Annotated in this window: 12 protein-coding genes; 3 read left to right on the forward strand and 9 right to left on the reverse strand. The window is 69.6% G+C overall.

What is annotated here, in order from left to right; genetic code table 11:
• Positions 1-158: 158 nt before the first annotated feature.
• Complete coding sequence (gene nhaA, locus ABTX62_RS06260) at positions 159-1,475, reverse strand: Na+/H+ antiporter NhaA (RefSeq protein ID WP_352115079.1); 1,317 nt, start codon at positions 1,473-1,475, stop codon at positions 159-161.
• Positions 1,476-2,006: 531 nt separating this feature from the next.
• Positions 2,007-2,528 (reverse strand): nitroreductase family deazaflavin-dependent oxidoreductase, encoded by a 522-nt coding sequence (locus ABTX62_RS06265; RefSeq protein ID WP_352115080.1) that lies wholly within the window; start codon positions 2,526-2,528, stop codon positions 2,007-2,009.
• 444 nt (positions 2,529-2,972) lie between these two features.
• Between ABTX62_RS06265 and ABTX62_RS06270 the strand changes: the two genes are divergently transcribed.
• The 3 genes from ABTX62_RS06270 to ABTX62_RS06280 all read left to right on the forward strand — a co-directional run bounded on the left by ABTX62_RS06270 (position 2,973) and on the right by ABTX62_RS06280 (position 5,079).
• Positions 2,973-3,509, forward strand: coding sequence for a MarR family winged helix-turn-helix transcriptional regulator (locus tag ABTX62_RS06270; RefSeq protein WP_352115081.1), 537 nt, complete (start codon positions 2,973-2,975; stop codon positions 3,507-3,509).
• Positions 3,510-3,689: 180 nt separating this feature from the next.
• Positions 3,690-4,397: a hypothetical protein gene (locus ABTX62_RS06275; protein ID WP_352115082.1), complete on the forward strand. Its 708-nt coding sequence runs from the start codon at positions 3,690-3,692 to the stop codon at positions 4,395-4,397.
• A 319-nt stretch (positions 4,398-4,716) separates the two neighbouring features.
• Complete coding sequence (locus ABTX62_RS06280) at positions 4,717-5,079, forward strand: STAS domain-containing protein (protein WP_352115083.1); 363 nt, start codon at positions 4,717-4,719, stop codon at positions 5,077-5,079.
• A gap of 570 nt (positions 5,080-5,649) precedes the next feature.
• Here the strand turns inward: ABTX62_RS06280 and thpD are convergent.
• The 7 genes from thpD to ABTX62_RS06315 form a co-directional block, all read right to left on the reverse strand.
• Positions 5,650-6,507, reverse strand: a complete 858-nt coding sequence (gene thpD, locus ABTX62_RS06285) for an ectoine hydroxylase (protein ID WP_352115084.1) — start codon at positions 6,505-6,507, stop codon at positions 5,650-5,652.
• 132 nt (positions 6,508-6,639) lie between these two features.
• Positions 6,640-7,911 (reverse strand): diaminobutyrate--2-oxoglutarate transaminase, encoded by a 1,272-nt coding sequence (gene ectB, locus ABTX62_RS06290; protein WP_352115085.1) that lies wholly within the window; start codon positions 7,909-7,911, stop codon positions 6,640-6,642.
• Positions 7,908-8,276, reverse strand: coding sequence for a GNAT family protein (locus ABTX62_RS06295; protein WP_352115086.1), 369 nt, complete (start codon positions 8,274-8,276; stop codon positions 7,908-7,910). Before ABTX62_RS06295 ends, ectB begins: the two co-directional genes overlap by 4 nt.
• Before the next feature lie 1,138 nt (positions 8,277-9,414).
• On the reverse strand, positions 9,415-11,103 hold the full coding sequence (locus ABTX62_RS06300) for a chloride channel protein (protein ID WP_352115237.1): 1,689 nt from the start codon (positions 11,101-11,103) through the stop codon (positions 9,415-9,417).
• Positions 11,104-11,307: 204 nt separating this feature from the next.
• A complete protein-coding gene (locus ABTX62_RS06305; RefSeq protein WP_352115087.1) occupies positions 11,308-11,838 on the reverse strand; it encodes a DUF3040 domain-containing protein in 531 nt (176 codons plus the stop codon).
• 5 nt (positions 11,839-11,843) lie between these two features.
• A complete protein-coding gene (locus ABTX62_RS06310; protein WP_062930693.1) occupies positions 11,844-12,644 on the reverse strand; it encodes a slipin family protein in 801 nt (266 codons plus the stop codon).
• Positions 12,629-13,894: an NfeD family protein gene (locus ABTX62_RS06315; protein WP_352115088.1), complete on the reverse strand. Its 1,266-nt coding sequence runs from the start codon at positions 13,892-13,894 to the stop codon at positions 12,629-12,631. The genes ABTX62_RS06310 and ABTX62_RS06315 overlap by 16 nt, the downstream gene beginning before the upstream one ends.
• Positions 13,895-14,092 lie beyond the last annotated feature (198 nt).

Raw genomic sequence — 14,092 nt, forward strand, 5'->3', positions numbered from 1 at the left:
TTCCCGGCACACCAGTGGGGACCCTACACGTTCCTTGCACTGCGCTGACAGGTACCCGGTACGCACTCCGGCGCCCTCGGCGTAGGGCGGAATCCGGCTGTCCGTGGTCACGAAGGGGCGAGGGTCGGCGAGAGCCCGTGCTCCCGGGGCCGTCCTCATCAGCCGTCGCCCGTGACGTTGCCGCGGCCGGGGCTGCTCCGCTGGTAGATGTCGGGGATCCCGTCGGCGTCCTCATCCAGCGTCTCTTCCTCCCACAAGCGGCGGTAGATCCCGTTGCGGCGCTTGACCAGCAGCGCCGCAACGGCCGCGGCGATCAGGGAGGCGAGCAGCACAGCGGCCTTGATGCGCTCGGCTGCGGCCGGGTCGGGGAAGGCGAGTTCGCCGATCAGCAGGGCGACGGTGAAACCGATCCCGGCGAGCACCGCGAGGGCGAACACATCGGCCCATGCCAGGTCGGGGTTGAGGCGGGCCCGGGTGAAGCGCGCGGCGAGGTAGGTGCCCGCGAAGATGCCAAGGGTCTTTCCGGCGACCAGGCCGAGCATCACGCCGAGGGGCTCCGGTTGGGTGAACACCTCGCCCAGTGACCTGGTGGAGACCGCGACGCCGGCGGCGAAGAGAGCGAAGAGGGGTACGGCGACTCCTGCCGAGACCGGGTGCAGCAGATGGGAGGTCCGCTCGGCGGGGGAGGCGTCCTCACCCTTGTCGAGGGTGGTGCGCAGGATGAGGCCCATGGCCACCCCGGCGACGGTGGCGTGGATGCCTCCGTTGTACATCAGGGCCCAGATGGTGATGCCGAGCGGTACGTACCACCACCAGCCGCGCACGCGGTACCGCTGGAGTATGTAGAAGACGACCAGTCCGGCGACGGCTCCGCCGAGGGCGGGGAAGTTCAGATCACTGGGGAAGAAGACCGCGATGACGAGGATCGCGCCGAGGTCGTCGACGACGGCGAGGGTGAGCAGGAAGGCGCGGAGGGCGGAGGGCAGGTGGGTGCTGAGGACGGCCAGGACCGCGAGGGCGAAGGCGATGTCGGTGGCCATGGGCACGGCCCAGCCCTCCAGGCTGCCTCCGCCGACCTCAGCGGTCGCCGCGTACACGGCAGCCGGCACCAGCATGCCGCACAGCGCTGCGACGACCGGCAGCGCGGCCGTGGCGGGCGTCCGCAGCGAGCCCACGACCAGCTCGCGTTTCAGCTCGATACCCGCGACGAGGAAGAAGACGCTGAGCAGACCGTCGGCGGTCCAGTGCTGCACCGACAGGTCGAGGCCGAGCGCGCCGATGCCGAAGTGGAAGTCGCGGATCTTCTCGTAGGTGCCGCTCCATGGAGTGTTCGCCCACGCCAGCGCCACCACAGCCGCGGCCAGCAGGACCAGTCCGCCGACTGTCTCCGTCCGCAGGGCCTGGGCCACCGCCGCCCGCTCCGGCCACGGCAGAAGGCCGAGGAAGGTGGAACGCTCGCGTGGGGCAGCAGCCATCAGACGGACCTCCGGGGCATCGGCATGAGGGCATGTGCCCCTTCGACGCCGACCAGACTTCCCGGCACACCTGGCGTGCGGCGCCTGCTTCGGGCGGGCCGCTGACGCCTTCCGAACACCCTAACCGCCTGCAACGGGACCACACCAGGCGGCCTCTCATCTGCTGCCATGCACCACGAGAGGGTCCGTCCACACCAAGGCGCGAGGTGTGCACGGACCCTCCCCCGGCCTTGGGCCGGGAGTCCTCATGTGGCTCCACTCAGGAGCCGGGCCGCAGTCCCCGCGTGGCGCACTTCAGCCGGACGCCCTCGGGTCCTGTGGGCCGGTGGGCTCGGGTGGAGGCGCGGTGCCCGCCGCGTCCCCTTCTGGCCGGTTCGGGAGGGCCTGCCGACGGTCGGTGTGCTGTTCCGTGCCACATCAATCGTGCCGACTTCACTCCTGGGCGCCGAAACGGCGACCGACCGCCGACTCGGCCCCCACGGAATCATTGCATAATGCAAAATAAGATCGCCAGTCCGTGTGCCCAGGACGTCACCCGCGTCCGCGGCTCTGCGGGCGGGGCCCGTCGGCGGTTTCGAGGCGGACGAACGGTATGGCCCGGCCGGCGTCGCGAAACGACGTCTCGCTACCGTCGGCGGGCAGGCCCATGAACGTGCAGAGGCGGCGGGCCGTGCGGGGATGCCGACGGGAGTAGTCCGCCATGATCCGGGCGCCGTCGTCGGGGGAGAGGAAGCGGGCGGTGACTGCGTGATGGCGGTTGCCGACCTGGACCACGGTCTTCGGCTGCGCGCGCAGGTTGCGGTACCAGTCCGAGCCGGGACCGAAGCCGGAGGCGATGGTCCAGCCGAGGGGTACGGTCTCATGCGACACGACCTCGAGGACGACGTGGCGGTCGAGGCCCGTCCTGCGTCCGACGTGGTGCAGAAGGAGGAACCGCTTGCCGAGAACCGGCCCGAGCCCGACACGGAAAAGGAAGAGGGGTGCCCGCGCGGCCAGGCGCCGCCAGTCGGTCGGGAGTGGCGGTCTGGTCTCGTGGCTCTCTCTGTGGGGCATCGTCGCCTTCCAGGAGTGTCGTCAAAGGTGCCGGTCTTCGGCCTCAACCATTGCATAGTCTAAGTATGTGGCGTCAGATGGGGAAGCCGGCTCCCGGGGCGACCCGCCTATGCGCTGCCGCTCAGGGTGGGGTCCACGGTACGGAGGGGCCCGAGCCCTGCCGGGTCCACGTCCAGCCGGGCGGGCACCTGCTGTACACCGACGATGTCGGTGAGGCCCCGGATGAGCAGGGGCCCCTACCCTCTCGCCGACCGGCCGTTCCTGATCAGAGATCCGCCGCGCAGCCGGCCCTCGAAGCCCTGCGGGAGGACCTCCTACGGCACACCGCGGGACCTCCGCACGACGACGCCGCCATACCCTGGCTACCCTTCCATGGTCATGAGAAGGGAAAATCTGTTCGCGACATGTGAGTGAGCAGGTGCTTCGGCGCGATACAAAGGACGTATGCCGCAGCACGAGACCCCAGCGGGGGCGATGGACGATGTCGACGAGGTCACCCGAGCGGTGCTGACCGCGTCCCGGTTGTTGGTGGCCGTCTCCGCCCGCTCGATCGCCGCGGTCGAGGAGAGAGTGACCCTCGCGCAGTTCCGGATGCTCGTCGTGCTCTCCAGCCGCGGGGCGACCAAACTGGTCGCCCTGGCAGACCTGCTCCAGGTGGCACCCTCGACGGCCATGCGCATGGTGGACCGGCTCATCGCCGCCGGGCTCGCCGACCGCCAGACCAACCCCGGCAACCGCCGCGAGACCCTGCTGCAGCTGACCGAGGAGGGGCGGCGCACCGTCGAGGAGGTCACCGCCCGGCGACGGGAGGAGATCGCCGGGATCGTCGCACGGCTCAGGCCGACGCAGCGGCTGGCGCTCGTCGAGGCGTTGGGCGCCTTCAACGAGGCGGGAGGGGAGCCGCCCGCTCCAGATGCGGACGATCCGGAGCCGCATCCGCTCGGTTGGGGAGCGGACGCGGCAGCGGTCCGCGAGGCGTAAGCCACCCGGCCGCCTTCGCCCCGCGCCGGTCGAAAGCCGCGCTGGTCCAAGGGTGGACCTGCCCGGCCTTCCCGCCCTTCACGGACTCCGCTGCGTTTTGCATAATGCAAGAAAAGTGCGAACGCGGTTCTCCGCACAGGCACGGGAAGTCCGCACAGGGACGGGAAGGGTGCGTGACGCATGCGCTGGTGGCGTCGCTCGCCAGGCGAGGTCGAGCCCCAGCTGATGGCGCATGTGCGTGCCACCGTATGGGGGCCTGCCGAGTTCGTCGGCTTCCCGCCGTGGTGGCTGGTCGCAGAGGGCGTGTTCGTGGCCCTGTCGGCCGTCTTGGGCATCGTCGGCACGTCTGTCCTCGGCGCTTGGACGGGGCGTCCCGAGCTGACCGACGGCGCGGTCGGCCTGGTGTGTGCGCTCGCGCTCGCTGTCCACCTGATCGTGGTGCGGGCGGGCCGGGCGCTGGTGGGCGTCGTCGTCGTGCTCGCGGTGAGCCTGGCGGCGCAGGCGCCGCAGGCCGCCGCCGGTGTCGTCCTGGCGGAACAGGGGCGGGTGCAGTCCGTGGTGGTGACGTCGGTGCGGGATGCGGGGGTGGAGCGGGGAGGCCGTGGCCGCTATCTCTGTTCCGTGGCCGACCAGCGCGGGGTGCCTCTGACGGTACGGGTCTGGCGCGGATGTGGGCAGGCCACCCGCCCCGGCGACGCCCTTGCCGTCGTCTACGACCCGCGGGGACGGGTGCCGCCGCGCGGTGTCGGGTCGGGCGTGGGGGTGTTGGGTGCGTTGCTGGGCCTCGCCGGGTGGGTGGCCGCTCTCGCCGCGGCGACGGTCGTCGCGGTCGTGCGCTCCTACCGGATGACCGTCCCGTCCACCCGTCGACGGGACGGCCCCCGGTGATCGGGTTTCGGTCGGCACTTCCGCAGGCGGTGTGACGTGGGCGTGGGGGCGTGATCCGCGAGGCGGGGAGTTCGGTGGGGCGATTTCCTGGAAGAGGGGTCGACCCTGTGGGTCGAAACTTTCCGCGGAAGGTTGATGAGGTCTTTGCCCTGTGCAAAGATGACCGCGTGGAGGCGCTGCTGGTGCTTCCTGGAGCGCCGGGAAGCCTGGTCGGCAACTGTTGCCGAGCTGACCCGGAAAGCCGATGCCACCACCTCACCCCGCCCCGCAAGATGACGAGACAGCCGATGCCGCGCCGGTGGGTGGCGATGAGTCGACCTTGCTGCAAGAGCCCCAGGAGACGGCGTTGTCGTCGAGGCTGTCCGTCCATCGGGAGGTCGGAGAAGGGCCTCCGCCGCGGCTGGTGTTGCACCTCACGGGAGATCTCGATGCCGACACCGCGCCGGTACTGCGTGAGGATCTGACCGTACTCGCCGCCCACTCGACCGCACGCTTGCTGGTGCTGAACCTGTCCGGGATCACGTTCTGTGACACCCCAGGGCTCTACACGTTGCTGGCCCTTCGCCAGACCCTGCCCCTGGCTGATGTCGACGTGCTGTTCACCAGCGCCAGCCCGGTGCTCCGGGCCGCTGCCGACCGAGCCGGTCTGACCACCCATCTGGCCCTGGAGGACATCTCCTGACTGCGGAGCCGGTGCACCCTCGCTGCCTGGCCGGGAGCGGTTCGAGTCACGTAGAGCGCTAGGCCTCGAAGTGCCCGTGGGGTGTCGCCGACGGAACAGGCCGTTTGCGGGCACCGGGGCTGCGGTGCCCACAGGAGGGCCGGGTGGCCGTGCGCGGTGTGGCCCGGATGGCTGTCGACGTGCACGGCGCTCCCGACGGCACTCGATAGGGGACAGGTGCCGCCGACATCGGACCGCTGACCGTGGGCCGGGCTGGTCGACGTCCCCATCCGCGGACGGCCTGCCCCCGACGGCCGTCGTCCGGGCCACGACGGGGTAGCTGCGACGGCCCTCGTCGGGGCCACGAACGGGTAGCCCCGACGGCACACGGTACGGATCAGTTCCTGTCGGCCATCGGTGTGACCACGGCGACGCATGCGATCCGCACGGCCGTGATGAGGGCGCCTCGCGGACACGGGCGGTGGCGCCCCCCGGCCCGGCCGAAGGCAAGACCAAAGGCCGCGCATGCCCGGAAGGCATCCGCCCGTCGCCCGTGTCGAACCCCATGCCCTGGCACTGCCGGGGGAGAAGCTACTTCACCGGCAGGAAGTCGCGGGCCGCGATGAACTCCGGTCGCCGCACCGGCGCGGCGAAGGGTTCCGCCGCTTGGTTGTCGACGCTGTTGAAGACGATGAAGACGTTGCTGCGCGGGTAGGGAGTGATGTTGTCCCCGGATCCGTGCATGCAGTTGCAGTCGAACCAGGTGGCCGAGCCGGCGGGGCCGGTGAAGAGCTTGATGCCGTGCTCGAGGGCCATCTCGGTCAGCCCCGAGGGCGAGGGAGTACCCGCTTCCTGCATCCGCAGCGAACGCTTGTAGTTGTCCTTCGGCGTGGCTCCGGCGCAGCCGAGAAAGGACCGGTGCGAGCCAGGCATGATCATCAGACTGCCGTTGGTGTCACGGTTCTCGGTCAACGCGATCGACACCGAGACCGTGCGCATCCGGGGCAGGCCGTCCTCGGCGTGCCAGGTCTCGAAGTCGGAGTGCCAGTAGAAGCCACTGGCCCCGAAGCCCGGCTTGATGTTGACCCGGCTCTGGTGCACGTACACGTCGGAGCCGAGGATCCGCCGAGCGGTGTCCACGACCCTCGGCTCGCGGACGAGTCGGGCGAAGACCTCACTGATGCGATGGACCTCGAAGACCGAGCGGATCTCCTTGGAGGAGGGTTCGGCGATGGCACGCTCGTCGTTGATCACTGCCGGATCGGCGATCAGCCGCTTCAGTTCGTCCCGGTAGGTCAGTACCTCGGTCGGGGTGAGCAACTGATCCACGGTGAGGAAGCCGTCCCGTTCGAAGCCGCGCAGATCTTCGGAGGGCTCGCCCCAGAGCACGGGGTCCTGGCGGGGCGTCACCACCTCGGCGGCACCGCGGGTCGGATAGAGGTCGGTCATGTCAGGGTCCTTCCGTGGGCAAGGGGTGGACGCCCTTCTCGTCGTGCACCTCACGGCCGGTGACCGGCGGGTCGAAGACACCGCCTCCGACGTCCGTCAGCGACCGCACGATCATGGTGTCCTCGTCTCTCGTCAGGCGGTCTGGCGTACGGCCCGGGCGAGAATGCGCAGGCCCTCGTCGAGCTCGTCGGTGGTGACGGTCAGCGCGGGCAGCAGTTTGAGGACCTCGTCCTGCGGGCCCGAGGTCTCGACGAGCAGGCCCAGTTCGAAGGCGCGGGCACATGCCCGGGACGCCCACCCCTTGTCGTCGAACTCCAGGCCCCACACCAGCCCCCGGCCCCGGTGGCGGGCGCCGGTACCCGGGTGCTCGGCGACGATCTCGCGCAGGGCGGCCTCGGTCTGCTCCCCGCGGGCGATCGTCTGCTTCGTCATGCTGTCGCCGTCGGCCCAGTACGTGTCCAGGGCTGCCGTCGCCGTGACGAACGCGGGGTTGTGGCCACGGAAGGTGCCGTTGTGCTCCCCGGGCTCCCAGACGTCGAGTTCGGGCTTGAAGAGGGTCAGGGCCATGGGCAGGCCGTAGCCGCCGATGGACTTGGACAGGGTGATGATGTCGGGGACGACGCCGGCCTCCTCGAACGAGAAGAACGTTCCTGTCCGCCCGCAGCCCATCTGGACGTCGTCGACGATCAACAGCATGTCACGCCGCTCGCACAGGTCCGCCAGAGCGCGAAGCCACTCCGGGCGGGCCACGTTGACACCGCCCTCGCCCTGGACCGTCTCGACGATCACGGCGGCGGGCTGGTTGAGCCCGGACCCTTGGTCCTCCAGCAGCCGTTCGAACCACAGGAAGTCGGGGACACGGCCGTCGAAGTAGTTGTCGAACGGCATCGGGGTGCCGTGCACCAGCGGAATCCCCGCGCCGGCACGCTTCATGGAGTTGCCGGTCACGGCCAGCGAGCCGAGGGACATGCCGTGGAAGGCGTTGGTGAACGAGACGATCGCTTCCCGGCCCTTGACCTTGCGCGCCAGCTTCAGCGCGGCCTCCACGGCGTTGGTGCCGGTGGGGCCGGGGAACATCACCTTGTGGGCCAGGCCGCGTGGGCGCAGCACGAGATCCTGGAAGCGCTCCAGGAAGGCCCGCTTCGCGGTCGTGCTCATGTCCAGGCTGTGCGTGACACCGTCGCGTTCCAGATAGTCCAGCAGGGCGCGTTTGAGCACCGGGTTGTTGTGTCCGTAGTTGAGCGCTCCGGCACCGGAGAAGAAGTCCAGGTAGGCGCGACCGTCCTCGTCGTGCATCCGGCTGCCCTGGGCCCGGTCGAACACGACGGGCCAACCGCGGCAGTAGCTACGGACCTCGGACTCCAGCGTCTCGAAGACGGACAGGGAAGGCTGGGTGACAGTCACTGCGGTACGTCCTTCGGGGAGTTGGGCCGGGTCGGCGGGTTGTTGCGGTACAGAACCTGGGGCTCATGCCCGAGACCCTTGGGGAACAGGTCCTCGTCGAATGCCACCCGCCGCGCGACCGAGGTCTGCGGGTGCTCCGGCCGTAGGTGTCCGGCGATGAATCCGAGGGTGCGGCCATGTCCGTCACGCGCCACGACGGAGGTGCCGGAGAAGTCGCGGCGCCACAGCGGATAGGGGGACGAGGAGTCGAGGTCGCGGACCCCCGTATCACCAGCGATGCGCCATATCGCGGCACCGTCAGCAGTATCGGGAGAGCCGAGCGTCGATACCTGGCAGGACCAATCCGTTTCCTTGCTGACTTTCATGAGTGACAAACCTAGATGGAGAAGTTGAAATGCGCAGCGCATGAATCTCTCACCACACTCTTGTCCCCGATGTCAGGTGGCGGCCGGGAACCAGCCAAAGAGGGGCATAGCGGGGCGGCATTTCGGGCATCACTGTGGCGCGTTACGCTGCGATAACGATCCGTCAATCCGCTCGTTTGGCGCGCTTCTTATGGGGAACGGAAAGGGGCGGGATCATATTCTCGTCCGGCCGAGAATGGGTGCGCGCTGCACGACTCCGGCAGGAAGTCCACCGGAGCCGTGTGGTCCTGCATAAAGGGGCGGCCGAGTGCTCGGCGAACCGTCTTGAGGAATTCACGAGTCCGCTTCCGTCCCGGATCTCCGAGGAGCTTCCCCGGTGGGCCGGACTCGATGACGCGACCCGGTCGAGCCTCATGACCTCGTCGGATACGTCCCGTGCGAACTGGTCCTCACGGGTGACGGACCGCATCGTGAGGTCGATGCCCGCCGCGATGTCACGTGGCAGGCCCCGAATTTCTGCGGCTGCTGAGGGCGCGTGACCGCTTGAAATGGAGGAACGGTATTTCAGCCCTTAGGTGGGTCTGGAAAAGGCCTTTTGCCCTCGGCGGCACGAGTTCCCTCACGTGCGGAACCCTGAACTTTTTGACCACGTTCTCGAGCGGCGACAATGCAGCTCGATCACGAGCCCCGGAATGTGAGAACCAATGTGCGAGAGTTGTTCGTGCTGGCTGCGATCACACCCCTGTCCGTCGGGTCAGTGGCCAAGTCTTCCCTGACCGCAGTCGACAAGCGCCCGGCTTTGTGGAGATCGCCTCGTGAAGGGTCTGCGCCCCCGAAGGAGGCGCCGCCGCCCTCCGGACGGGAACCCTCTGAGGGGCGCGCTGCCGGTATGCGTCACGCGGTAAACCTCCCCGGACGTTCGTTCGCGGTCGGCTCTGAAGTCGCTCGGGCCGGGCCCTCGGCCCGGCACCCATCTTGAGCCTATGCAAGCTTTGCTCTGCGGAACCATTCCATGTTCTTTACCGTTATGGAATCGAAGCCGAAGCCGAAGCCGAAGCCGAAGCCGAAGCCGACGGCCGGGAGCCGCCCCCCTGCGTACGTCGTGGAGCCCTTGAGCCGACGTCGGTCGGGCGCGCCATCAGGCGGTCGCGGCGTGCGCCTGCACCGCGCGCAGGGCGCTCTGGTGACTGAGCCAGCCGACAGGCTCGCCATGGGCGCGGTCGAGCACCGGAACCCCGGTGCCCGCCGCCGACAGCAGGGAGTGCAGCGCCTGTGCGAGGGGCTGGTCCGCGACGACGGCTGCCGGTGGTTCGGCGAGCTGCCCGACCCGTGCGGGCGCGGCCTGCGGTTGCTCGGCCAGGGCCTCGGCAACGGCCTGGGCGGTCACCACTCCGACGTAGGCTCCGGCCTCGTCCACCACCGGCAGCGCGCCGTGGCCGGACAGGCTCAACAGGTGCGCGGCGTCGGGGAGTGACGCGGAGGACGGCAGGGGTGAAGGAAGCGGCTCCATGACGGTGCCGACCTGCTGGGAGCCGATGCGCGCCCCGGGCGCCGGGCCGTCGAGATCGATACCGCGCCGGCGCAGCTTCAGTGTGTACACCGTCTCGTGCGACAGCAGGCGGCTGGTGGCGGTGGCGAGCACGATCGCCAGCATCAGCGGCAGGATGATCGAGTACGCGCCGGTCAGCTCGAAGAGGATCACCACGGCGGTGATCGGCGCGCGGGCGGCGCCGGCGAAGACGGCGCCCATACCTACCAGCGCGTAGGCGCCCACCGCCCCGGCCGTCCCGGGCAACAGATCGTGTGCGCCGATGCCGTACGCGGCGCCCAGCATCGCCCCGATGAACAGGCTGGGGGCGAACACCCCGCCGGAACCGCCGATGCCGATGGTCAGGCTCGTTGCCAGCATCTTGCCCGCCAGCAGCACCAGCAGGAACCCGATTGCGTAGCCGCCGCCGGTGGCCTTCTCCAGCACCGGGTAGCCGACGCCGTACATCTCCGGCAGGGCGAGCAGCACCAGGCCGAGCAGCAGTCCGCCGACCGCCGGCCGCAGCCACTCCGGACCGCGCCAGAGCCAGTCGCAGGCGTCCTCGACCGCGTACAGGAACCGGGCGAAACCCACCCCGATCACGGCGGCGACGATGCCCAGCAGGGCGAACAGTCCGTACTGGACGAGGTGGTCGACGTGGAAGTCGGGCAGGCTCAGGAAGGCCACGTCCCCGAAGGCCGCCCTGCCGATCACGCTTGCCGTCACGCTGGCCAGCACCGTCGCGCCGAAGGCCTCCGTGCTGAAGGTGCCCGTGATCAGCTCCATGGCGAAGAAGACGCCGGCCAGCGGGGCGTTGAAGGTGGCGGCGATGCCGCCCGCCGCGCCGCAGGCCACCAGAAGCTTCATCCGGCCCTCGGTCACCTTCGTCACCCGGCCCAGCGTCGAGCCGAGTGCCGAGCCGATCTGCACGATCGGCCCCTCACGGCCCACCGAGCCGCCCGATCCGATGGTCAGCGCGGAGGCGAGCGTCTTGACGACGGCGACCTTGGGGCTGATCCGGCCTCCGCGCTGGGCGACGGCCAGCATCACCTCGGGTACGCCGTGCCCCCGTGCCTCCTTGGCGAACCGGTGCACCAGCGGTCCGTACAACAGCCCGCCGAGGACGGGGACGAGGAGCACGAAGTACGGGCCCAGCCACGGTACGTACGGGTTCCCGGAGCCGGGAGAGGCCGCGTAGTCGGCATGACCGGAGAAGAGGCGTGTGAAGGTCTCGATGCACCAGCGGAAGACGACCGAGCCCCCGCCGGCCCCGGCGCCGACGACCACGGCGAGGACCATCAGGGCCCAGGGCGCGGAGCCCGGACCATCCAGGGTGCGCGGGGGCCGGAGACCGCTCGGCGCGATCCCGGTCCATCGCCTCGCGGGCTGGTGGTCTGTGACCGCCTGGCTCATGCGCATTGCTGCCCCTTCCGTACCTTTGCATTATGCAAAAGCTGTCAAGGGGCTTGAACACCGCCTGTTTCGTGCGGCCCGGGAGAACGGTCAAGACGGCCGCTGTGGACACGACTCGGTGACTAACGTGCGCCCACGTCCCCCCGGACACGTCGTCGGCCGGCCGCTGGTCCGATGTCCGAGAGTCGTGCCCGAGCGTCGTCGGCGCGGCTCGGACTCGGGCAGCGAGCGCCGCTGAGCGAGTACGGCCGCGGCCGGAGCCAGCCCTTGCGGGGGGCCCGGGTTCTTGTCTGTGCGCTGTGGATTGCTGTTGAGCACCGCGGTGATGAAGAGGCCCAGGAAGGCGATGATGACGAACACGGTGATGGCGACCAGCCACCGACTGTGCCGCTCGTCCTCTTCCTCCTGGCTGTCGGTTCCCTCCTGGCTGTCGGTTCCCTCCTGGCTGTCGGTTTCCTGCTTGCTGCCAATTTCCTTCTGGCTGTCGGTGGTCCTGTCGCCGGGCTCGTCGGGGAACTGCTGGTTGAGGGCGTCCATGAGGGCGGCCAGCGAGGGATCGTCCTGCGCGAGGCGCCTCTCGAGCTGCGCGATGATGCGTCCGTCGTTCATCTCGGGGTTCATGCTCGTCACCTCGGCCCTTGTGTGACGGGGTCGGCACCGGACGGCTCCTTCGGCTGTCGGAGCATGTCGACGAGGCGGAAGATCTCCATCGGCAGCGGGAAGATCAGGGTGGAGTTCCGTTCGGCGGAGATCTCCGCCATGGTGGACAGGATCCGCAGGTGGAGGGCCGCCGGGTGGCCTTCGAGGCGGTCGGCCGCGTCCGCGAGGGTTTCGGCGGCCTCGTACTCGCCTTTCGCGTGGATGACCTTGGCGCGCCGGTCGCGTTCGGCTTCGGCCTGGCGGGCCATGGCGCGGCGCATGGCCTCGGGCAGTTCGACGTCCTTGACCTCGACGAGGGTGACCTTGACGCCCCACGGGTCGGTGACGCCGTCGATGATGCGCTGGAGCCGCTGGTTGATCTCGTCCCGGTTGATCAGCAGCTCGTCGAGATCCACTTGGCCGAGGATGCTGCGCAGTGTGGTCTGGGCGATCTGTGAGGTGCCCTGGACATGATCCTCGATGGCCACGACGGAGCGGTTGGGGTCGACGACGTTGAAGTAGGTGACGGCGTTGACCCGTACCGTGACGTTGTCCTTGGTGATGACGTCCTGCGGGGGAATGTCCATGGTGATGGTCCGCAGGGAGACGCGGACCATACGGTCCACCACGGGGATGATGAAGAAGAGGCCCGGCCCTTTGGCGCCGATGATCCGGCCGAGGCGGAAGATCACCCCGCGTTCGTACTCGGGCACGATCTTCACCGAGGCCATCAGCAGCATGAGCAGGACGACCGCGCCGATGATGATGCCGATCAATCCGGTGTCCATGGTCTGTCCTCCTGTTCGTTCCGGGCGCCGTCATCGGCGTCGACGAGGAGTTCGAGCCCCGCGACTTCCACGACGCGTACGCGCTGTCCTGCGGCGACGGGGGCGGTGCGCCCGCGGACGGCCCACCAGGCGCCGTCGAGGAACATCTGGCCGGTCTCGCCCTCGACCCGGCGCACGACGGCCACGCGGCCCAGCAGGCCCTCGTGCCCTGTGGTCGCGGGCGCCCTGCGTGCTCGCCAGGCCAGCCGCCCGGCGAGTACCGCGCCACCGCCGACCGCCACCGCGGTGGGCCACAGCACGGCGGGATCGACCCCGAGCTCACCGCGGAAGAGCAGGATCCCGGCGAAGACGAGGGCGACGGCCCCGCCCGCGGCGAAGACACCGACTCCGGGCGTGAGCACCTCCGCGGCGAACAGGGCCGCGGCCAGGAACAGCAGCAGTAGACCGGCGACGTTGAAGGGCAGCACACTCAGCGCCACGAAGCCGAGCACGAGCAGGACCACACCGATGACGCCGCCCACGCCCACGCCCGGGCTCGCCAGCTCATAGATCACGGCCAGGGTCCCGATCGACAGGAAGAGGAACGCCAGCTCCGGACTGGCCAGCAGTTGCCGGACCTCACCGAAGAACCCGAGGTCGTGCGTCTCGACCCGGGCGTCCGCCGTGTTCAGCACGACCTCGTGCTCCGCGCCCTGCGCGCCCACGACGACCCGTCGGCCGTCCACCTCGTCGAGCAGAGCCCCACGTGAGGACGCCACGAGGTCCACGACGCCGGTGCGGACGGCCTCACGATCGGACACCGACGTGCCCTCACGGACCATGTCCCGGGCGAAGTCGGTGCTGCGGTCCCGTTGCTCGGCGATGGACACGGCGAACGCGGCCGAGTCGTTGACCACCTTCTCGCCCGCCTCCTCGCCCTGGCCCGTCACGGGGGTGCCGGCCCCGATATGGGTCCCGGGGGCCATGGCGGCCACGTGCGCGGACATCGTGAGGTAGGCACCCGCGGACGCCGCGCGGGCGCCCGACGGGGTGACGTACACGATGACGGGGACGTCCGAGGCGAGGAAGTCCTGCACGATCTCCCGGGTCGCCTGCAGCAGGCCCCCAGGGGTGTCCATCTCGATCACATAGGCCGTGTGCCCTTCCCGCTCGGCCGCGCGCAGCCCCTCCCCGAGGTGATCAGCGATGACAGGGGTGATCGTGCCGTCGACCCGTGTGACGAGCACCGTCGAGGACTGGGCCGTGCTCATGGCCGGGGCGGCCAGAAGGCAGGCAAGCGCTGTCAGGAGGATCCCGACGACCCTCCGGACCAAAGGCACTGAGCGGAATCGGGGCATACCACGGGGCCCCCTTGTCGCTGACACCCGTCCTGACCGGTCGCGTCCCCTGCCACGGACGCTCGTCGAATGGATACCCCCGCGGTGGGGCCGAACGCGTTGTCGCGCGTG

Origin of the sequence: Streptomyces sp. NPDC096046, from assembly GCF_040303285.1 — a bacterium.
Taxonomy (GTDB): Bacteria; Actinomycetota; Actinomycetes; order Streptomycetales; family Streptomycetaceae; genus Streptomyces.